This is a genomic window from Nostoc sp., assembly GCF_036917095.1.
Taxonomy (GTDB): domain Bacteria; phylum Cyanobacteriota; class Cyanobacteriia; order Cyanobacteriales; family Nostocaceae; genus Nostoc.
In genome coordinates this window covers 150857-172871 of record NZ_JBALFH010000031.1, presented here as the reverse complement: position 1 = coordinate 172871, position 22015 = coordinate 150857, and the positions used below count along the sequence as shown (strand labels likewise).

Sequence of the window (22015 nt, the reverse complement as noted above, 5' to 3'; positions counted from 1 at the left end):
CCTCACTCAACCGAGAACCACTATAGATATTTGCTTTTCATCATGCATTAAGCAATGGTTAATTAGTATTAATCTTCATGAGTTTTTAAGTATTTATTCTGGTATTTTTTTATAAAAATGAATTTTAAGTATTCCGATATATTTTATGCATTAGGGACTTGCAAAAAATAAATTATTCCAAATTATTTATTGTAGGGGCGCAAGGCCTTGCGCCCCTACTCTTTGTGTATCAAAAGGAAGATTAAATTTTTATTAATACTTGATTCCGGGAAATACATCGACTAGTATTAAATATATCTTTAGAAATATATCCAAAGGCGTAGGCTGTAACTATAAGTCAGAGACTGGTTAAGAGGAAATTTTATTCAAAAACTAATCCATAATTACCTATATTTCTATCGGTATATGTGCCATTGCGCCTATTAAAACTTGCTCAATAAAAAAGAATAATCATCCCATCAAGGTATTTATGCTTGAAAACTAGATTGTCTTTTTTTATCGGAAGTACTAGCGCAATCTTTCGCTGTAATTGCACCCCCGACAATCCCAGCATCTAATATTGATTAATCGTTGCACTTTCAGAAAATTTAATGGGACTTTTGAGTGAGAAGTTAAGAGTTAAAATTTCTCCCGGCTTCTGACTTTTGAATACCCAAGCAACAGGGTATTACGCACAATTATCAACAGCTATATCTGTAGTCAGTAGTTACTTGCCAATTAAGTTTTAAAGAATACAAAAAAGTTTTTCGTATCTTGATATACATATAAAAAAAGAGGAATTAAATTTGACTATTTTAGAATTTTCATTACTGGTTTGGATAGGTTCATTTAGCGCTGGCTTGTTAGGGGCGCTAACTGGGTTAGGCGGTGGAGTAGTAATTGTTCCTTTATTAACTTCGGTATTTGGCGTTGATATTCGATACGCCGTAGGTGCTTCATTGGTATCTGTAATCGCTACATCTTTAGGCGCAGCATCTACCTATATTAAAAAAGGTTATACCAATTTGCGATTGGGAATGTTTTTAGAAGTAGCGACAACCATTGGTGCGATCGCAGGAGCAATTATTGCCACTTTTGTTTCTGTAAAAGCCCTAACTATCGTACTAGCGATCGTTCTCATTTATTCAGCATACCTTTCACAACGGCCCAGAATAGAACATGCTGAAGATGAAGTAGCAGATCCGATGGCAAATTATCTGAAATTAAATAGTAGTTATCCAACTCCTGATGGAGTGATGTCTTACCAAGTTCATTCAGTACCAATGGGATTTGGTGTGATGTTAATAGCTGGGGTACTTTCTGGGTTGCTTGGGATTGGTTCCGGGGGATTCAAGGTATTGGCAATGGATCAAATTATGCGTTTACCCTTCAAAGTTTCTACCACCACTAGCAACTTTATGATCGGTGTTACAGCAGCAGCATCAGTCGGAGTTTACCTAGCACGCGGCTACATCGATCCGGGACTATCCATGCCGGTGATGTTAGGGGTATTACCTGGTGCTTTCTTAGGCGCACGAGTTCTGACAGGCGCTAAAACGCAAATTTTGAGAACTATCTTCAGTATTGTGCTAGTGCTAATGGCTTTGAAAATGGTCTACAACAGTTTAATAGGGGGGCTGTAAAATGTATAAATTTAATAGTAGCTTTCGCTGGACATTCTTGGCACAGCCCGATAGTGAAGTGGTTACACTAACCTTACCGCAGAAAGATTCAGACTCTAATATCGAACAATTAGAACAGCACAGTAGCACAGTAGCACAATTGCCTAATAGCTGTGAGATTGATGCTAACAAAAATGTGACAAAAACGTTAAGCGAGCAGCAATTGGAATACTTGCTCAGTAACTTGATGAAATATGGCGTTTTGATAGCTAGTGCTGTCGTTTTGCTGGGGGGAATACTCTACTTAATTCATCACGGTGCGGAACCTGCTGGATATCACTTTTTTCAGGGAGAACCATCAGAATTTCGCTCGCCAGCAGGTGTAGTAAAAGCAGTTTTCTCAGGTAGCGATGCCTACGGCGGGCTACGCCTACGCGGCATTATTCAACTCGGACTGTTACTATTAATCGCTACTCCAATTTTACGCGTTTTTATCTCCCTATTAGCTTTCCTACTACAGCGAGAATTTATCTATGTGATTGTTACTTTATTAGTAATGGCTAGTCTGATTTACAGTCTTGTCGGAGCATATTATTAGGAATATTTTCAAAGTTTAAGGGGAAATATTAACCTTTTCCCCTTAACGCACTCAAAAATAAATCTTTCAGACCTCTTAAGATCCTTGCAAAAGGTCATTTATTGAACTTATGCTCTGTTTAATTTGTTCTGTCAGAGAAGTTCTTAATAAGTCAAAGGTTCCGCCTGAAAGATTGAGTAATCCCAAAGCATATAATAGGCTCGAAACCCCAATAAATAAAGCTAAAAACCTACCAAAAAAACCGGGATTAATCTCAATAAAACCTAATTTAGATTGCCCGATGACAGCAATCGTTATAAAAACAATTCCTGTTATTAAAAATGTGCTATTTGGAGTTAAATCTGTCATTTTCCTATTAAGATGGCTCAGTAATTTTATTGTAGCTATTATTAATTCAAATTTCTGTCCCGGCTATATGCAAAAACATAAAAATTTTGCTACTTAACATCCACTCACCCCACCCTAAAGAGGCTCTGGCTATTGCAGTATCGGTGTTGCATCTCATCGTGTGCTATGATTTAGAAAGATATATTTTGATTTTGAAACCTATTGAGCGATAAATAGAGAGAATTCTCTCAATTGTGTTTAAATTGTTCCATTTCCTCACATAGCGAAGAACAATCCCAGATTCTGCAAGAAGCGAGCACTTATGCATCTCTGATACAAATCAGCGCCCAGTGGCATCTGAGTTAAACCTCTATTTTGCTGAAACTATGCAATGGTAAAAGTTTCAGCATCAAAAAGCCCAAATATTGTCACTCTTGTACTAGACTTTGCTTTTGTTTATATATTAAACTACACTAAGTCGATAAGAATAGTGGGTTTTTATGGAAAGCGTCCAAAACGTCAGTCAAGAGTTGAATGTAGCAGAAAACACAGCTCTGGAGGACTTACAACAGCCTACTCCAAAAGAGTTCAAAAAAGACATTTTCAAAAAACTCAGAGGTGGATTCTTTCTAGTACTGGGATATTTGTTATCACCGCTATGTTGGTGGAATGACCTACTATTTAATTTGCCAATAGCTTATGGTTTTGGGTATGCATGTAGTTTACTTTCCCCAAAATTACTTCTACCTTGTTCAATTATCGGATACTGGCTCTCTAATATTGTGGGAATTCTCTTGATGCAATTCGGTTCTAAGGACATTTTCCAAAAAGAACCTCAAGAGCATAACCTCAAAAAAGAATTAGTCACGGGTCTAATTTCTTCAACAGCTTATACCTTGTTGATTGTGCTATTGATCCAGTTGAAGATTCTAGATTCTCCTATTTTATTCTCCAACAATTAATTTAGCCGATCGCATTTTAAAAAATTAATCGGTTGTGGGGATGCACAGATGTGCATCCCTATGTATAAGTCAATACGCTTGGGTTAAGGCTAAAACTTTTTATCAAAGTTATTTTTTAACGAACCGCGTACTCCTACGGAGAAGCAAGCTAGGCGTAGCGTCTCGCAGAGAAGGACGCGAAGGACGCGAAGGAAGCGAAGGAAGAAAAAAAAAGAGAAGGAAGAAATGCTTAACTGAACTGTATTGATGTATAAGTAGATATCTCGTTAAAAAGAATATCAATTTTCATCAAATTTTAAAAATTCACTTAAATTCAACAATTTTGGAGCTTCCTTACTGACAATTAATGGCAGCTTACCATTCCATTTTTCTATTGCTTGCCTTTGCAGAATTTCTGGAGTTAAACCGTCACGTAATAATCTGTGCGCCTCAGCCTCTCCTTTTGCTAAATTAACTTTTGCCTCAGCCTCTTTTGTTGCTTTCAGCGCGATAAACTCTGCTCGTTTTGCTTCTTGTTCAGCAATCTGCTTCGCCTCCACCGCCTCACCAAATCTTTCTGAGAAATGGACATGAACTAGAGAAATATCATCAATTGCAACATGATAGCTACCCAGTCGAGTGGACAACGCATCATCTACTCCACCTTTGACTTCTCCTCGTTTAGTAATAATTTCTTCAGCAGTATACTTTGCCATTACTGCTTTTAGTACTTCTTCAACTGCTGGGTTAATAATCCGAATAACCACATCTTGCTCATCTCCAATTTCTTGAAAAATGGCATTTGCTTGCTGGGGAATAATATGCCAATTTATCGCTACATCTGTAAAAACATTTTGTAAATCTTTGGAAGAAGCCTCAGCGACAATTTCTTGTTTTTGGACTCTAATACTCAACTTTTTCACAGTATTGACTACAGGAATAATTAAGTGAAGTCCTTCTCCTAATATCTGATTTTGTACTTCACCAAATTTCATCAATACACCACGTTCGCCTGCATTTACAATTACACAAGGCGTGAGAAAGAGAGTTATCAGGAATAAAAGAGCAGTCAGTTTACCAGCACTGTTAATTGTATTTTTTTTCATCTGTGTGAAACATGTATGCGTCTGGTATAGAGACACATATTTAGGAGTTGTAAGCTTTTTCTCGTCATACTCTTATAACTTTGGCTCGAAGTCACTTTTCATATCACTGAGCAGTTAATGTGTTGAATATATATACAGGCATCTAGTTAAGCCACGAATGTGTACTTTACTACCCCAACTTGGAGATAGTGAAGGTTAGGGTAGCTTTATATTTACCTAAATCACTGTAATAATATCTAAAAACCGTAGTATTTGAAAAGGTAAGTTGCCCTTAATTCAGTAAAGCAGCAGGGCAAATCACACTTTTCTCAACCGATGTATTACATTTAGCTCGTCTTTTTGTTTACCAAACTCATCAGCTGCTTATCCAAGCCGATGAGGTAATCTTTACCGTAAGCGCCATTCTCTAAACCTGTAACAAGATGATGGGGAATGTCTTGTGTAATTTCCTCGCTACAAGAACCAGCAGCTATTGCGATCGCAGCTACTGTATCTACATCCCCGGTAAAAGCGATACAATCTCGTAAAAGTTCGCTCATGCTGTCATTTCGCATCACCGCAGTAATTGCAGCCCTGACACTCATCCAACCTTTGGACTTTACTTTACCTTCCCACGGTTTAGACCATTCCCCAGAGACATAACCTTCTAGAAACTGTCCTAATTTGCGTTTTGCTCCCAATCGATAGATAAAATAATGTGACATCAAGGCAGCCGCAACGGCAGCATTGATTCCATCAGGTGTATTGTGGGTAATTGCCGCTTGAATTGTTGCCGCCTCAATGACTTTTTCTGGTGTCGCATAGATACCAATGGGGGCTGCACGCATCGCCCCCCCACTTTTGTCACTATCAGGGTTAATTTTCGTTAAAAACTCTTCCCCATCTTGAATTTCTCCCAGAAAATGGTAGAAGTTTCGGGAATAACCTTCTCTCTCATCGCGTTTGAAGGCTCTAACAAAACTATCGGCTAAAATTTCTGGCGTCCACGGTGCTTGAGCAACAATCACTTCGGCAATGGCAATGCTCATCTGGGTGTCATCGGTGTAGCTGCCAGGATTGAGTCGAAAACGCGGATGTTCGACGTATCGACTCAAATCGTTGTTAACAATCATCTCGTCAGCATATTCAAAGCCTGCACCGTAGGCATCGGCGATCGCTAACTCTAGCAGCATATTGGTATTAAATTAAAAACGGACGCGCCAGAAAAAAGCTAGAAACTGATTTAGCATCTACCGGCTCTCCCTCCAGAATAGCTTTTTCTAATTCTTCGGGAGTCAAAAACACAGTTTCGATATCCTCGTCTCCATCTTGTGGTGGTGGTGTTTCCAGCTTTTCCAAATCCCGTGCTAGAAAAGCATAGATAATTTCATCAGAATAGCCGGGTGCTAAGAAAAATTCGCCTAGTTTGTCCCATTTTTGGGCACTATAGCCAGTTTCTTCTTGAATTTCACGCTGGATCGTCTCTAGAGGCTCTTCACCCGCTTCTACAGTTCCGGCCGGAAATTCTAATATCCGCCCTTGAATTGCAAAACGATATTGGCGCACCAGTACAAGTTTACCCTCTGGCGTCACCGGCACAGCTAGAGCGCCACCGGGGTGACGAATACATTCCCACTCTCCTTCTGATTTATTCGGCAAACGCAAGCGATTAACTTCAAAATCAAACTTGCGTCCTTTATAAAACAGGCGTTGTCTTAGTAGTTGTGGTAATTCTCTACCTAATGGCATAGTATAATCTGATTATCTGTGAATACAGAGGTGAAATCAGCGTTCTTCTGCGTTTAAGGATGGTAATTTTAATTGCCCATCAATAAATGTACATCAGAACAGTCTACCTCTTTCAGCAGTTCTTTAATAACATACCCGGATACTGGTTCTATCCAATCTGGAGCAATTTCTGCCAGTGGTACTAACACAAACGCCCGATCCCGCATTCGTGGATGAGGAATCTGGAGATTTGGTGTATCCAAAATAATGTCATCAAATAATAACAAATCTAAATCTAAGATTCGTGGCCCCCAGCGTTCTTGACGCACACGCCCAAATTGTTGTTCAATTCCTAACAAAATTTCTAATAACTGCTGGGCTGTGATTTCTACCTGCAATGTGACGCAGCCATTTAGGTAATCTGGCTGTGGTGGCCCAACGGCTTTGGTTTGGTACCAATTGGATCTAGCTTCTAAGAGAATACCTGGTGTTTGGGCTAAAGTTTCTATAGCCGCTTCTAAAATTGTTTGTGAATCGCCGATATTACTACCAAGGGCAACGGCGCTTCTTCTTGGCTTTGCTTCGGCGTCGCTCGCCTTAAGCATCGCACTCTCCTGAATTAAGCTGTTTTCGGGCTGTCTTTGGGAATACTTCGGTACACCTGTTCCAGAAAATGCCAATAATTTTAGATATCAAAATTGCAGTGTTTTTACAAAACTAAATTAACTAAATCTTAAAAACATTATTTTCTGGTGAATTTAGTTAATTATTTATAGGATATTATACTAACACAATGGTGGTGCACTAACCCCAAAGTTGATTGATGGTGGTTATATAGTTACTACTTTGAGCGAGGAACTGACGTGGGGAAGCTTACCTCCTGGTTCAAGCGAAGACCAACTAATTTGAGTGACTCTGAACAAGGAGGAACAAATGAGAGCTTACCACCAGCACATGTGGCGCAGGCGAGGCAGTTACTGAGCAAAATGAAAATTTTACCTAGAATGAGGGGCAATCAGGCAACTGGCGGTAAACCGCTCTACCTTCGCATATGGTTTTGGGCAGGCTTGGGTGTTGGTGGTGGGATAGTTGCCTCGATCTACGGCATCAGTTTAATAGATCGGACTTTGCCAGATCGGGCCGAGTTGAATGCCGTGCTCAGAGAGCAAACAATAACCATCAAAGCCGCCGATGGCACCATATTACAACAACAAGGTGAAGCAACCAGAGAACAGCTAAAGCTGGAACAAATACCAGATAATTTAAAAAAAGCTTTCATTGCCTCAGAAGATAGAAGATTTAAGCAACACAACGGAGTCGATCCTCAAGGGATTGCCAGAGCGGGTTTGAATAATTTGCGATCGCAAGGTGTAGTCGAAGGTGCTAGCACCATCACCCAACAGCTAGCGCGGATTCTCTTTTTGAAACAAGAACAGACAATCTGGCGCAAACTTAAAGAAGTCCGTTTAGCCCAAAAAATGGAGCAAGAATTAACCAAAGATCAGATTCTAGAGCGTTACCTGAATCTGGTTTATTTGGGATCTGGAGCTTACGGTGTGGCAGATGCATCCTGGGTATACTTTAGTAAAACGCCAGAGCAGCTAACTCTTGCAGAAATGGCAACGATTGCTGGATTAGCTCCTGCTCCTAGTTTATACGCTCCAGACAAGAATCCAGAAGCGGCGAAACGGCGGCGAAATCTGGTATTACAACGGATGCAAGAAGATAAAGTAATTACACCAGAGCAAAGGCAGGCAGCAGTTCAGGAGCCACTAACCCTCAAAAGCAGTTTACCCAAGCGAGTGCAAGTAGAATCACCCTACTTTACCAGCTACATCCAAAAAGAATTGCCGAAGTATGTTTCTCCTAACCTGCTAAAAAGTGGGGGTCTAGTAGTGGAAACTACGCTGAACCCGACTTGGCAGAAAGCCGCAGAAGAGGCGGTTGCCAAAACGCTGCGAAATCAAGGACGCTGGGAGAACTTTAAGCAAGCAGCAATGGTGGCCATTGACCCCCGCAGCGGTGAAATTAAGGCAATGGTTGGGGGAAAAGACTTTGGTAAAAACCAGTTTAATCGGGTTACCCAGGCACAGCGGCAGCCAGGATCGACATTTAAAGGGTTTGTATATGCTACTGCGATCGCTAGCGGTAAAAGCCCCTACGATAGCTACGAGGATGCGCCCTTCGTCGTAGATGGTTACGAACCGAAAAACTATAGTGAAAAGTTTCGGGGTTCCATGAACATCCGAGATGCCCTCACCCGCTCTGTCAATATTATTGCGGTAAAGGTGTTGATTGATGTGGGATTTATCCCAACGATTAAACTTGCCCATGATATGGGGATAAAATCTGAACTCAAGCCCACCTATTCTTTGGCCCTCGGCTCAAATGAAGTGAATTTGCTAGAGTTAACCAGCGCCTATGGCAGCTTTGCAACTCAAGGATTGCACGCAGAGCCTCATGGTATTACTCGCATCCTCAACCGCCAAGGCAAGGTAATCTGGTCAGCTAATTTCAAGCCAGAACGGGCCCTTGACGCTGACAGTGCCGCGATCATGACTTGGATGCTACGCAACGTAGTGGAAGCGGGAACTGGTGGTGCTGCTCAATTAGATAATAGACCAGTTGCAGGCAAAACCGGCACCTCCGACGAAGCCCGCGATTTATGGTTTATTGGCTATATTCCCCAGATGGTGACAGGGGTCTGGCTAGGTAACGATGACAACCGCCCCACATACGGCAGCAGTGGTAGTGCGGCTTATACCTGGCACGAATTTATGGAAAAAGCGGCAGAAGGGATGCCCGTAGAAAAGTTTCCCAAACGACCCAAGTTAGAAGGTCGTAAAGGCACCATCAAAGCGCAATCAATCAAGCCCAAACAAGTGCTGAATCGTTCTATTGACTCTGATGATGACTCAGAAGGGGAAAGCGCTAGAAATTCTAATTCTGAAGATAGTGGTTCATCTAGGAGACGTAGAAGGAGGAGAAGTTATTCTCAAGAAGAACAGCAATCGAGCGATTATACCCCAAGACGGAGAAGACGCGATGCCTACGGCGGGCTACGCCTACGCACCGAAGAATCAAGTTCTAATAACTCTTCTTCAGAGTCATCTCGCTCACGGCGGCGCTCTCGAAGAGTAGAATCTGATTCTCCCCCACCTCGAAGAACTCGGCGATCTTCCTCTGGGGAAAATAGTTCTGGTTCTTCAGGTTCTTCATCGTCACAGCCATCCTGGCGAGATAGACTTAGACCTTCTAACTAATCGTGGGCATTGGGCATGGAGAAGAGGCAGAGGGGCACAAAGCTGGGAGCAGGGGAGAAAGAGCTAATTTTTTATTCTCCCCTTTGTCCTTTGACTCTTGCTCCCCATCCTCTTTTCTCTGCAATATGAAGTTCTCAAACTAAACTCCAGAGGGATGTTAAGTGATACGCTCATTCTATAGTGTGTCAAGTAGTGTTACTTAACATTGGAGAATATACTCATGCATATATTCATGCAGGCAGCAGATTCAGTTGCAACAGGTGGTGGTCAGTTTCCCTTTGCTTTCACCTTGGTGTATGTCGTTGGTTTTATTGCTGCTGTCACCATTGGTTCAATAGCTTGGTACAACTCGAAACGCCCCGCAGGTTGGGAAAGCAAAGAGCGTCCTGATTTTGTGCCTAAGGTTGAGAAAGAAGAAACTCCGGGTCTGGGCGATCCGAAGTCATAATTTAGTCATTAGTTATTAGTCATTAGTCATTAGTCTATAGACTTTTGACTATGATTAATTTTGCACTTCAACCCAACGCCGGTAAAGCTTTTGAATTTGTTTGAGAAGTGCATTGGGAGCCGGTTGAGTTGAGTCATTCGGCTTGGCTATATCCTGCAATTGGGTCAAGAGCCTGGCTTCTTCAACGGCAACTTCACCATCGCTATAAATTAAGCCACTGATGGCTTCAATAAGATTTTCACAATCTTCCAGACTGGGGCGATCGCCTAGATACTCACGCACCCAATCGTAGCATTCTTTTGGCTGTACAGGAACCAATTCGTACAGCCAAGGCTTAATTTCTGGATCGTTAGCTAAACCTTTTGCTTGAGCTATTTCGCGGAGATATTGCCGTTCTTCTGGTTGGATTCTGCCATCGATCCAGGCTGCTCCAATCAGGATTTTAACTAAATTTTTGACATTGGAAGGGGTAACCATTGCTGCCTCCTCTGGTAGATTCAGGCCTCTACCAAATCGTACAATCCCAAACAGTATTCACTCGGAATTATTGGTTTTTCTTAAGCGAACCATAAAAAAGCCATCCATGTCCTGTCGATGGGGCCAGACTTTAAACCAACCTTGAGGGGTGCTATGGGTCGAATCAGGTAACTCAAAGCCCTTTGGAGACTCGATTTGCCAATAAGGTGACTCAGCTAAAAATGTCGAAATTACTTCTTCATTTTCTGCTGGATGCAATGTACAGGTGGCATAAACTAGTACACCACCAGGTTTGACAAAAGTAGATGTATGTGCTAATAATTCTTTTTGCAGCACCGAAAGTTCCCGGACAGATTCTGGTGTCTGTCGCCAACGAGCATCAGCATGACGGTGCATGGTTCCCAAACCAGAACATGGAGCATCGAGTAATACACGGTCTGCGGTATTTTGAAATTGCTTGAAGTGGCGGCTGTCGCCAGTGTACATTTGAATAGATTGTAAATTTAGCCGTTGAGAATTTTCTTGGAGTTTGCGAAGACGAGAAGAAGTGCGATCGCAAGCCCAAATTTTCCCTTTATCTCCCATTAACTCAGCCATGTGGGTTGTTTTACCTCCTGGTGCAGCACAGGCATCAATTACCACCTCACCTGGTTGGGGGTCGAGCAAATGGCTTACCAATTGGGCGCTACTATCTTGTACAGTCCACCAACCTTCTTTGAAACCAGGTAGTTTTTGAATTGACCCAGCACTACCAATCAATCGTAAAGCTTGGGGTAAATCAGGAATCCGTCTCACTAAAATACCAACAGATTGCAAAGCCGCCTCAACTTCTTCGATTGAAGTGCGAAGTGGGTTGATACGCAAGTCAATTGTTGGTGATTGGTTCATCCATTCACACAGTTTTTCTGTCTCAGCCAAACCCAGTTGTTCTAACCAAACTTGAATAATCCAGTCAGGAAAGCTGTGTAAAATGCCCAAGCGTTCCACTGGGATTTCTGGAAGTTGTAACGGATCTTTCTTTATCTTCTCTGCAAGGCGGATGTACTGGCGTAATAGACCATTAACAAAACCCGTGAGTCCAGAAAAACCGTTTTCTTTAGCGAGTTGGACGGTGGTATTAACAGCAGCTGAGGCGGGAATCCGCTCTTGATAGCGCAGTTGGTAGAAGCCTAGATGTAAGATGGTGCGGAGGTCTTGGGGTTGTTGATGAGATTTCTTTTTGGCAAGTTGATCGATGAGAGTATCTAGAGTGCGCTGCCTTCTGACGCTCCCATAAATCAATTCTGTCATTAAGCGGCGATCGCTATCAGCCAAATTAACTTTTTGCAGCACTCTATCTAGGGCAACATCAGCATAAGCCCCCTTATGAACATCTCGCAGGGCGATAAAAGCTAGTTGACGGGGGTTTGTCATGGAAACTTGATTCAGGAGTCAGAAGGCTTTTGTATTCTAACTCCTGTACGGACGCGATTAATCGCGTCTCTATCTCCTTCCCGATCAAGACATATACGGGTCTACAGTGGCGATTTCAAGCTCACATGCTCTAGAAACCTGTTCTGCTGGTAATTTACCAAAGCTGATTAATGGTAAATAAGTGGGGTTTGCCATCAGTTCTTTTGCTAATAAGAACCCGGTAATTGTCCAAGTTTGATATTTCCTGGCTTGTTTGCCAATCAGTCGCCCTTTCTTACCGTCGTAATATTCTGGCCATTCATCTGTACTGAGGCGTCCTTGGGCAGTTTCAATAGCCTTTTGTGCAAGATTTGTTTTGTTAGTTTTCACCGCCGCCGCCGCTAACATCCACATTAAGACAGGCCAACTACCAGCATTATGATACGACCAGGGGATATTTTTGGGGTCACATCCAGTTACAATTCTGTATTCTTCATGTTCCAAAGCTGGGAAACAAATTTTCATTGGCATATCTCCCACCAAATCATCCCATCGATCCTCAATGAGAGTCATAATCGCTAGTGACTGTTCTTCGGTGGCTAAGTCTGAAATGATTGCCATTAAGTTTCCGAGTGAAAAGAAGCGAGTATCTAGCTGCGACGGGCCAACATTACCTGCTAGATAACCACCTTTTTTTGGCAGCCACTTATCTAATTCATAATAGGGAACAGAATCTACATATATGTTGAACAGATTAACAGCACCCTTACCATATTCTTCACTTTTGAAGCGATAAATTGCATTCAGGCGATTAATATCTATCCAATAATGCTGGCGGATATGAGCGCATAAAAGAGGCAACCGATTATCTATGGCTTCAACAATATCGGAATTACCTTGGCAAATTAACAGTTCACGAGATGCACGCAATGCCGTGTAAAAGAGAACTTGTAATTCTAGAGGATGCCCATAAATGCCCATACGACGGTCAATCATACAAGCACCATCTGGAACCAACAGCGTTGGGTACATATCAAAACGATTCGCCAAGCAGATTTCCATGATTAACCTGATACCATTTTGGAATTCAGGTTGATAGGCTAGAGAAAAATCGTCTGTGGCGACTACATAAGCACGCAACAAAATAATCCACCATAGACAAGAATCTACAGGTGTAACTCTAGCGATCGCATGTTCGCCAAAATCTGCTTCTAAATATTCTTGCCCATTTTCTAATACAACTTTAAAGCTAGCTGGAATTAATCCTCGTCCAGGCTTATAAGCATCTAATGCCCTTTCTTTAGGTTGTAACTTTAAGGTTTCTTCTAAAAAATTCCGAACAATATCTGTTCTACCTTTAATCAGAAAAATTAGACCTGAAGAGACAAAATCCCGAACAAAGCACTGGTCATAATTCAGAGCCTCTACAGATGCATCATAAGCGGCTACCGTCCCAACAGGGCGTCCTTGATAGTATAGAATTGACTTTTCTAACGTTCGCCAAGCTTCTTCGACTTCTTTTAAATTTTCAGTAGTTTCCAATTCGTTTAGGTGCATCGCCAGAATAGCTCCATTTGGATAGTGAATTTGTGGTAGCTGCGTCTTCATTTATTATTTTTGCCATTCTCAGCATAACAAAAACAATTCTTTGAATAGCAAATATAATTTGGAGAAAAATTAATAAACTAAAAAGGAATAAATCTGCTGACATGTATGCAGCTTTATTGCTAGTTAATTTGCTTATAATCGATTACTCTTTTGGTGATTTATAGTTGTTCATCACCGCAAGCAGTAACATGATTTTATAAACAGTCACACAAGATATATTTTTAGATTATTTATTGTTCCGTTTTATGTACAGAATCTTTGCTTTACCAAATAAAAACATATCTTCAGTGCTGTTTAGGATTTGCATGAAGTTAAAACTGGTTGCAGTATATTTACTTGAGCAGGATTAGTTTTTGACATTAAGAAGTCAGATTATTCCCCTATAAACTAATAATTTATAACGTTTTTTCAAAATATGCAAGATAAATGCGTCAAAAAGTCAAGATGTCAATACTTCTGAAGAGTTATATATTTTACCCTACTGACAGATGATATGGGGTGTTTATCGGAGTGCGTCAAAAATAATCAAGGTGCTGAGTCGAAATACCGTCTATAAGGTATAGAGAATATATCAAGTACATAAGTACTGAGTATTAACAAATGTTCGTTACTGTTCTCCTGAAGCAGCCCTAAACACTTGTTCAGCAGTTAGATTTAGCTCTATTAAAGTTGGCGATTGAATTTGGTCTTCACCACAAAACTGAGTTACTTGGTACTCGCCTTCCACTAATTTATAAACTGATATTGTCGGTTGTTTCGGATTGCCAATAAAACGTTTTCCACCAAGAGCAGCATAGTCAACAATCCAATATTCTGAAATTCCAAGTTCCTCTCTTCTCTTCGAGAGGCTACGCCAACGAGACGCTACGCGAACATATTCACCAAATTTGAGAAAGTAATCATCTCGCCAATTTGTACTCACAACTTCTACTACTAATGGAATTGATGCGGCTTGAGTAACTGTTGATGATTTTTTCCAAAGTGGTTCATTAATTAAGTTAGGGATATTCAATACCAACACATCTGGAATATAACCAGATTTTTTATCAACAGATTTGATTAATGCTTGAGCAGGAATCGAATAAGCTAGGTTAAACCTCCGAATCTCAAAATTGAGTTCTCTAATCAGAAATGCTCTGACTAACTCATGTTCTCCTGTCGGCTGCATTTCAACTATTACTCCTTTATGTAATTCATATCTGCTGTTCTCCGGTTTACATTCGACAAATTCTTCAAAACTTATCGCTTCTACTAAATGTTGAAACATAACACTATTTCCTGAAATATTATTCATATTTTGAATTGCATCGATAAACTGCTAACTTCATATTACCCGTTCCTGAAATTCTTTATAAGCTTGATTAATTGCTTGTATAGAGGCTTTTGCAATTACAGAAGTGTTGACATCAGGATGATACAATCTTGCTAATCGACGGTAGGCAAATTTGACAACGTTAGGGCGATCGCTCTGATTTACACCCAAGACTTCCCACCATTCTCCAGATAATACAGAGGCGAGGGTAAATTTATCAAAGCTTTGCACTTGACTCCAAACCTTGATACTTCCGCCATTACCGCCACTTACCAGCGTCTTGCTATCAGAACTGAAAGCAACAGGACTACATCCAGAGAGAGTTTGTAGTAGTTCCCCAGTGTGGAAGTTCCAAAGTTTGATAATACAGTCTCTGCTGCTACTGGCGAGGGTTTTTCCATCGGGGCTGATGGCAACAGACAAAACCGCCGTTGAGTGTCCAGTCAGAGTGGAGAGTAATTCTCCAGTTTGGAGATTCCACAGCTTAATTGTGGCGTCTGTGCTACCGCTAATAAGAGTTTGACTGTTAGGACTGATGACAACTGTATTCACAGCTCCCAAATGTTCTGTGAGAATGTAGCGCTGTTGCCAAGTTTTGACATCCCAAAGCCTAATAGTTTGATCGACACTACTGCTTGCAAGAATTTTACCATCAGGACTAATAGCAACTGACAAAACTGCATCTGAGTGTCCATTCAAAGTGCGTTTTATTGTTCCTGTGTAGCGTCCCCAAATTCTTATAGTCTTATCGGCAGCACCACTAGCAACAATTGCCCCATCAGGGCTGTAAGCAATTGAGTTAACAAAACCATTATGACTATAGGGAGAGTTTAAATAAAAGAATGTACGGTGAAATTTTTTTGTGTCCATCTGCCAAGTGCTAATTTTGCAATCGACACTACCACTTGCAATCTGCTGTCCATCAGGGCTGATAGCAACAGATAAAACTGCCTCAGCTTGTCCAGAAAAGGTGTAAAGCCATTTTCCGGTTTTCAAATTCCACAAATTAACTTGTCTGTCATCACTGCCACTGATTAAAGTAGTACCATCAGGACTGATAGCGATCGCATTAACTGCCGCTAAGTGACTTTTGAGTGTGCGTACACATCTCCAGGTTTCAGGTAGCTGGGTTGTCAGAGATATTCTTTCTGCTTCAATATTGGGAGTAGAAGGTTTAGGGGTAACAAATTCTGATTTTTTCTTGAATTCAGCCTTAAGTGCTTGTAACTCATCTTCGATTTCCAAAACAGCAAATTTTTGGTTGAGATCCTCACTAGATAAAAATGCTTCTAATTCCATCACTGCTTCGGAATAGTAGTCCATCAGCAACACTTTCTCTTCCATCCGCTCAAAAAGCTGTGCTGGAGTTTCGCTAATTCCCGATTCGTCTAAAAGTTTAGCAATACCATAGGCGGCGAGTCCCACCACTGCACCAATTCCTGCCATCGGTACTGCACCAATCCCAAACGCCAGCCCTACTTTAGGCGCGACTAAACCCATACCACCGACGACGCTATAAACACCAGCACCGCCGACTGCACCAATTCCCATTGTAGCGAAAGCAGCTGCATCTCCCTCTACTATGGCTTTGAAAGCACCATAAGCCGCTGCACCAGCCACACCGCCAGCAGCCACTACAGGAGTTGCACCAATGCCAACTGCACCAAATCCGCCTGCTAGTCCCATCCCGCCTACCGTTGTAGAAACACCAGCACCTGCTATGGTTCCGCCTGCGATAAATGCTGCGCCTGTTTTAGAGTTTTGTGTCACTGGTTTTTGAAGAGGAACAGATTAGGAATGAAGAAGATAGAGTGCGATGCCTAGGGCGGGCTACGCCTACGTATTTTTATAGTTTCTCATTTGCAACGAGACTTTCTATAGCCATTAAGTTTCGTACAAGTATATCTATTGTTGCTTTCTGGTGCTGAAGCTGAGTTTGAAGAATAAGCACAATTTTATTTTGAACTTTTTTATTCACTACAGCTTCAAGAGCTAAATCATCATCATTGTTTCTCAAAGCTGTCTGAGCTTTTTCATTCCAGTATTTAGCTTCTTTCTGCGCTTTTTCAAAATTTTTCTGAATCCCTTCTTGGTTAGCAACAGCATTTGTTACAGATTCTTCTATCTCGTGAATAGCCTCTGCTAAAAGCACTTTAGTGTCTTTTTTCGCTTTAGTTAGCTCTTGAAGTTTAGGTGGTAGCAATAATACTTCTTTAAGTTGCTGTAATTCATCATCAGCACATAAATCAATATGTTCATGTTCAAAGCTGATCAATGTCCGTGAAACCTTACTAGTGTTAGGCTTGCTGCGTAATACATCATTCTGTACTTCTGAAACCTTTTTCTCCCAAGATTCCAAACTACTTTTAATTGCATCTACTTGTGGTTGTTGCTCTTCTAGCAGTGTTTTTAGCCTACTAGCAATTGCTTGGTATCCTTCCTTTTGGAATTTTGCTTGACGAATTAAATCCTGATTACTTCCTTTTAAAGCAAGTTGATATTCTTGTTCCCATTTATCAGCTTCCGCTTGAGCTTTCGCATAGTCTCGTTGAGCAATTTCTTGGGCTGCTTTGGAGTGGCTTGTTCCTTCGCGTAACTTTCGTAGTGCATCCTGTGATAATTGATTTTGGTCGTAAAGTACCATAAGTTTATCTGAGTAGCCTTATTACCCAGAGCGTAGACTAATTAATACTGTTGCGTCCTCGTAAAAATTACTTAAGCCTTGACTTTGCTTTTAATGCTACGTTAGAAAAGTCTCAACACAATATTTCATTAATTCCTAGCTAATTACTAGGCAAAACTCTGCGATACTCCGCGTTTACTTTGCGTTCCTCTGCGTTTAAAAACATTACAAGTTCATCTGTCAAAACACGTAGTGCTACTGCTTGAACTCTAGCGATCGCTGACTGTCCCACACATACTATATTCATAATGTCAAGGAAGCCTGCGCTTTTATTAATCAGCAAATAGGCGAACTTGAACAAAAAACGCATACGCGATTCGCAATTTTATTGTGGAGTCTGTGCTACCGCTAATAAGAGTTTGACTGTTAAAACTCTATCGTCAAGTTCATAGCCAGTGAAGGTATTGTAATAAAAGCGATTCCTGAAATAAAACAAAAAATTTATATGACTTCAGTTGATTCTAGCAAGCACAAAAAAGCCAGAGCCTTAAAATCTACCAGCCGCCGCCCTGCGAAAGAACTCTGTAGCGAGTGCGGACTATGCGATACATACTATATTCACTATGTCAAGGAAGCCTGCGCTTTTATTAATCAGCAGATAGGCGAACTTGAAGAAGAAACGCACACGCGATCGCGCCATCTCGAAAACCCTGATGAACTGTACTTTGGTGTTCACCAAGACATGATAGCGGCGCGGAAACAACAGCCCATCGAAGGCGCACAATGGACGGGTATTGTTAGCAGCATTGCCATTGAAATGCTCAATCGCGGCATCGTTGAAGGTGTCGTCTGCGTGCAAAATACCAAAGAAGACCGCTTTCAACCCATGCCCGTCATCGCCCGTACTCCAGAAGAAATACTAGCAGCGCGGGTAAATAAACCAACTCTTTCCCCAAACCTTTCTGTGTTGGAACAGATAGAGAAATCGGGGATGAAGCGGCTATTAGTCATTGGTGTTGGTTGCCAAATCCAGGCATTACGAGCCGTTGAAAAACAACTTGGTTTAGAAAAGCTGTATGTTTTGGGTACGCCCTGCGTAGATAATGTTAACCGCGCCGGACTGCAAAAATTCTTAGAAACCACCAGCCGATCGCCTGATACAGTTGTGCATTACGAATTCATGCAAGACTTCCGGGTTCACTTCAAACATGAGGATGGTTCAACAGAAACCGTGCCTTTCTTTGGCTTGAAGACAAACCAACTCAAAGATGTCTTTGCCCCGTCCTGTATGAGTTGCTTTGATTACGTCAATTCCCTAGCCGATTTAGTCGTTGGCTACATGGGCGCACCCTTCGGGTGGCAATGGATTGTAGTTAGAAATGATACTGGTAAGGAAATGCTGGATTTGGTGAAAGACCAGTTAGACACCCAACCAGTAATGTCTAAAGGCAACCGGAAGGAAGCTGTACAGCAAAGTATTCCTGCTTACGATAAAGGCGTTACCCTGCCCATGTGGGCAGCAAAACTGATGGGTGTGGTTATCGAAAAAATCGGCCCCAAAGGTTTAGAATATGCGCGGTTTTCGATTGATTCTCACTTTACTCGGAATTATTTGTATGTGAAGCGAAATCATCCTGAGAAATTAGAAGCGCACGTTCCAGAGTTTGCCAAGCGTATTGTTGGGCAATATAAATTACCAGAATAGTGTTTCGCGTTTGTGTGAAATATATCTGAGCCTGCAAAAGCAGGCTTTTTTGTCTAGTGGCAAACTTATATACTAAGTAGTAAAAGCTTGTTTGTAATTTTCGGCTGAGGGACAGTACTTAATCTTTAGTAATTATTAAAACTGCTGAGACGCTAATCGCTTACGGGCTAGAGTAACTGCTTTGACATTCTCGGTAATTATAGCTACTTGACCACATAATCCAACTAGATTACCTATTCTTTCCGTTTTTCCAGAATCTTTTTTATCGTATGAAGCTATACCTACTATAAAAGCAGTGACAAATACATATCCAAGAATTTTTAGATTATTTACTCCTCTGTTGAGATAAATCATGGCAGCAAGGGGAAGAAAAAATGTTAACACACCAGCAACGACAGGGCTTTTTTGCGCTAGTTCTTCAGTTCTGCTTATATCTCTTTTAGTGGGGAGGAAAGGATTCCAAGGAGAATCTGGGGTTTGGTTTTGATTAGAGTCAGTTGCCATTTTTTAAGTATTTTTAACATTCCCGTAGTTGGCTTTGATACGTTAATGATTCAACAGAAACATGATTTTTGGCTTCAGAGTCAACACGGTTTTTATTTACAAGTTTTTGTAATACATAAAGTAAAATTACCGATAAAAAACTATGATAAGTATAGAATGCAATGTTGAGCGAAGGAAGCTATAGGGCAAAATCTTCTTAAGCCTCTCCCCATGCTCCCTCATCCCCCTGCTCCCCATTCTCTACTCAGTTGTAACTACTAGCTTGACGAGTAAACATCAAATGATACTGTCCGCCTTGTGCCATTAGTTCGTCATGAGTGCCTACCTCGATAATTTGACCGTGTTCTAGTACTACTACTCGGTCTGCTAGTTTTGCTAAGGCGAGGCGATGGCTGACTACAACGGCTATTCTGCCCTTCGCCAGGGTACGCAAAATGTTGTAAATCTCGTGTTCTGTTTTTGGATCGAGGTTCGCTGTTGGCTCGTCAAGTATGAGTAGTTCGGCTGGAGATAGTCGCAACAAAGCACGAGCGATCGCTAATCTTTGCCATTGTCCCCCTGATAGATCGATACCACCTTCTAGCTGTTTGCCTAAGAGGGTTTCTAAACCGCGATCTAGCTTTTCAATCACTCTAGCCAAACCAGCCTCAGCGATCGCTTCCCTAATTGCCTCATCATCCTGCATTTTCGGTAAATTCCCAAAGGCAACATTCTCGCGCACGGTAGTGGGAAAACGAGCGTAATCTTGCATAACTACGTCAATCCGCGATCGCAAATCTTCTAAGGGGAGCGATCGTAAATCCTGACCATTCCAAATAATCGCACCTTGGCTAGGATCGTAAAGGCGACATAATAGCTTTGCTAATGTGGTTTTACCAGCACCATTCTCACCCACTAATACAATCATCTCGTTGGGGTGAATCGCTAGGTTGATATTTTTCAAGATTGCGCGATCGCTATTCGGATAGGTAAAGGACAGATTTTTGATATCAATACCTGTCTCTGATGCTTCATACTCAGTTGTATTTATACCTGGTAAAACTTGCCGACGATCGGATGAATTTTTGCCATTTTTTTGAAAATTCCGATTCTTAACAGCCGATTCTCTGACTTCTCCCCATGCCTTTGTTACTGACTTTGATTGAGAATGGGACAACTGCGGCTCTAATTCCAAAAGCTGGAAAATGGGCGTTGTTGCCAGTGCAATATCATATAACTCTGACCCGCCAGACATCAAATTATCCAAACTTCGACGCACTTCTAAAATTACCCCAGTGTAAAGTGCTAAATCCCCTAAAGTATGGGTTCCACCTAGCACTCCCTGAACTACGTACACATAAGGTAACGCAAAGCCTAAGCCACTGAGTAAAGACCAACTAATAACCGCCGTTGTCCCCCGACGGCGAATTTGTTCCATTGCTCTAAAAATGGTACGGTAAAGTCCGTGCCAACGTTCTAGTAGTAAGGGTTGCAAGCTAAACAAGCGTATTTCTTTAGCGTATGTCTCCCCAGTTAAAACCGTTTTATATAAGTTCATTTCCCGAAGAACGCTCGCTTGGGTTTTTTCTACCCTCCAAACTTGCTTACGGTATTTTCTTTCTACATACATACCAGGGGTAACGCAGATAAACAAAATTAGTGGTATCCACCAAGCAAGGGACACCGAAAGCAGTATGGCTGGAATGAAGATAAAAATTCCCTCTAACATCATCACAAGCCTGACACAAAGCTCTGGAAGTCGTTGCACTCCCTTTTCGGTCAATTGCAACAAATTGAGTAAATCTGGTGTTTCAAACAGGGCAATATCTTCAAAAGTGGCAACCTTCTCAATCACTTGTCCTTGGATAAAGCCTGTAATGCGATCGCGCAGGGATGTATATACAAAGCTATTGATGTTAGCGATCGCATCACTCACCAAATTTACCAACAGTGAACCTGCAATACTGGAAAGTAGCAGAGGTTGGGCAAGTATCAGGGCGATCGCATTCTGCGTTGTCCCGGCGCTTAATAAGCGGGTTATTTCATCAATAATTACCTTGTTGAGCCAAATGGCGATCGCTGGGCCTGCCCCACCCAGTAATGCCAGGATTGTCACATAGCGTAGCTCCTTTGGAACTACCTGGATCACCGTTGCCACACTGCGGCGAAATGCTTGGAATGGGGAAATTTCAATTATTTGCATATATTTTAAAGAAGCAAATAATAGCAAAATTCCCAGACAGACGCTGTGATCTCAATTTCAATGAGTAGCACTGATATCAAGCTAATAGCAGACATTAGCGTAGTCCGCTGTAGGCATCGCACAGGTGAGTGATATTCATGTCCAATTGGCATCCTCCCTGCAAGCGGGGCTAAGGTGTACACACAAGCCCTAATAAATCTAGCTTGATGAGGCAGAAGAGT

Annotated in this window: 20 protein-coding genes; 6 read left to right on the top strand and 14 right to left on the bottom strand. The window is 41.5% G+C overall.

The window, feature by feature from the left end:
- Positions 1-785: 785 nt before the first annotated feature.
- Together V7L01_RS15470 and V7L01_RS15465 are read left to right on the top strand one after the other, a co-directional pair.
- Positions 786-1622, top strand: coding sequence for a sulfite exporter TauE/SafE family protein (locus tag V7L01_RS15470; protein ID WP_335036127.1), 837 nt, complete (start codon positions 786-788; stop codon positions 1620-1622).
- Position 1623: 1 nt separating this feature from the next.
- Complete coding sequence (locus V7L01_RS15465) at positions 1624-2199, top strand: DUF1634 domain-containing protein (RefSeq protein ID WP_335036125.1); 576 nt, start codon at positions 1624-1626, stop codon at positions 2197-2199.
- A gap of 75 nt (positions 2200-2274) precedes the next feature.
- Here the strand turns inward: V7L01_RS15465 and V7L01_RS15460 are convergent, their stop codons facing one another.
- Positions 2275-2547, bottom strand: a complete 273-nt coding sequence (locus V7L01_RS15460) for a hypothetical protein (RefSeq protein ID WP_335036123.1) — start codon at positions 2545-2547, stop codon at positions 2275-2277.
- Between the two features lie 479 nt (positions 2548-3026).
- Here V7L01_RS15460 and V7L01_RS15455 point away from each other — a divergent pair, with 479 nt between their 5' ends.
- A complete protein-coding gene (locus tag V7L01_RS15455; protein WP_335036122.1) occupies positions 3027-3488 on the top strand; it encodes a hypothetical protein in 462 nt (153 codons plus the stop codon).
- A gap of 278 nt (positions 3489-3766) precedes the next feature.
- Here the strand turns inward: V7L01_RS15455 and V7L01_RS15450 are convergent, their stop codons facing one another.
- The 4 genes from V7L01_RS15450 to folK form a co-directional block, all read right to left on the bottom strand.
- On the bottom strand, positions 3767-4573 hold the full coding sequence (locus tag V7L01_RS15450) for a prohibitin family protein (protein ID WP_335036121.1): 807 nt from the start codon (positions 4571-4573) through the stop codon (positions 3767-3769).
- Positions 4574-4899: 326 nt separating this feature from the next.
- Positions 4900-5745 (bottom strand): ADP-ribosylglycohydrolase family protein, encoded by an 846-nt coding sequence (locus tag V7L01_RS15445; protein WP_335036119.1) that lies wholly within the window; start codon positions 5743-5745, stop codon positions 4900-4902.
- Between the two features lie 7 nt (positions 5746-5752).
- A complete protein-coding gene (locus V7L01_RS15440) occupies positions 5753-6301 on the bottom strand; it encodes an NUDIX hydrolase (RefSeq protein ID WP_335036117.1) in 549 nt (182 codons plus the stop codon).
- A 68-nt stretch (positions 6302-6369) separates the two neighbouring features.
- Entirely contained in the window at positions 6370-6885 is a 516-nt protein-coding gene (gene folK / locus V7L01_RS15435; protein ID WP_335036116.1) for a 2-amino-4-hydroxy-6-hydroxymethyldihydropteridine diphosphokinase, read from the bottom strand.
- Positions 6886-7266: 381 nt separating this feature from the next.
- On the opposite strand from folK, the gene V7L01_RS15430 reads away from it, so the two are divergent.
- Positions 7267-9543 (top strand): transglycosylase domain-containing protein, encoded by a 2277-nt coding sequence (locus tag V7L01_RS15430; protein WP_442936977.1) that lies wholly within the window; start codon positions 7267-7269, stop codon positions 9541-9543.
- A gap of 220 nt (positions 9544-9763) precedes the next feature.
- Positions 9764-9991: a photosystem II assembly protein Psb35 gene (psb35, locus tag V7L01_RS15425; protein WP_335036114.1), complete on the top strand. Its 228-nt coding sequence runs from the start codon at positions 9764-9766 to the stop codon at positions 9989-9991.
- A 54-nt stretch (positions 9992-10045) separates the two neighbouring features.
- On the opposite strand, the gene V7L01_RS15420 is transcribed toward psb35, so the two are convergent.
- The 7 genes from V7L01_RS15420 to V7L01_RS15390 form a co-directional block, all read right to left on the bottom strand.
- Positions 10046-10468, bottom strand: a complete 423-nt coding sequence (locus tag V7L01_RS15420) for a tellurite resistance TerB family protein (RefSeq protein WP_335036113.1) — start codon at positions 10466-10468, stop codon at positions 10046-10048.
- 57 nt (positions 10469-10525) lie between these two features.
- Complete coding sequence (locus V7L01_RS15415) at positions 10526-11881, bottom strand: 16S rRNA (cytosine(967)-C(5))-methyltransferase (RefSeq protein WP_335036112.1); 1356 nt, start codon at positions 11879-11881, stop codon at positions 10526-10528.
- A gap of 84 nt (positions 11882-11965) precedes the next feature.
- Positions 11966-13417: a glycoside hydrolase 100 family protein gene (locus V7L01_RS15410; RefSeq protein WP_335036285.1), complete on the bottom strand. Its 1452-nt coding sequence runs from the start codon at positions 13415-13417 to the stop codon at positions 11966-11968.
- Positions 13418-14075: 658 nt separating this feature from the next.
- The gene (locus V7L01_RS15405; protein ID WP_335036111.1) at positions 14076-14735 is read right to left on the bottom strand and encodes a Uma2 family endonuclease; all 660 of its coding nucleotides are present in this window, start codon (positions 14733-14735) and stop codon (positions 14076-14078) included.
- 57 nt (positions 14736-14792) lie between these two features.
- Positions 14793-16550 (bottom strand): DnaJ domain-containing protein, encoded by a 1758-nt coding sequence (locus tag V7L01_RS15400; RefSeq protein ID WP_335036109.1) that lies wholly within the window; start codon positions 16548-16550, stop codon positions 14793-14795.
- A 76-nt stretch (positions 16551-16626) separates the two neighbouring features.
- The gene (locus V7L01_RS15395; protein ID WP_335036107.1) at positions 16627-17424 is read right to left on the bottom strand and encodes a PspA/IM30 family protein; all 798 of its coding nucleotides are present in this window, start codon (positions 17422-17424) and stop codon (positions 16627-16629) included.
- 139 nt (positions 17425-17563) lie between these two features.
- Positions 17564-17710, bottom strand: coding sequence for a hypothetical protein (locus tag V7L01_RS15390; RefSeq protein ID WP_335036105.1), 147 nt, complete (start codon positions 17708-17710; stop codon positions 17564-17566).
- 198 nt (positions 17711-17908) lie between these two features.
- On the opposite strand from V7L01_RS15390, the gene V7L01_RS15385 reads away from it, so the two are divergent.
- A complete protein-coding gene (locus V7L01_RS15385) occupies positions 17909-19108 on the top strand; it encodes a Coenzyme F420 hydrogenase/dehydrogenase, beta subunit C-terminal domain (RefSeq protein WP_335036103.1) in 1200 nt (399 codons plus the stop codon).
- 135 nt (positions 19109-19243) lie between these two features.
- Here the strand turns inward: V7L01_RS15385 and V7L01_RS15380 are convergent, their stop codons facing one another.
- Entirely contained in the window at positions 19244-19612 is a 369-nt protein-coding gene (locus V7L01_RS15380) for a hypothetical protein (protein ID WP_335036101.1), read from the bottom strand.
- A gap of 244 nt (positions 19613-19856) precedes the next feature.
- A complete protein-coding gene (locus V7L01_RS15375; protein WP_335036099.1) occupies positions 19857-21794 on the bottom strand; it encodes an ABC transporter ATP-binding protein in 1938 nt (645 codons plus the stop codon).
- Positions 21795-22015 lie beyond the last annotated feature (221 nt).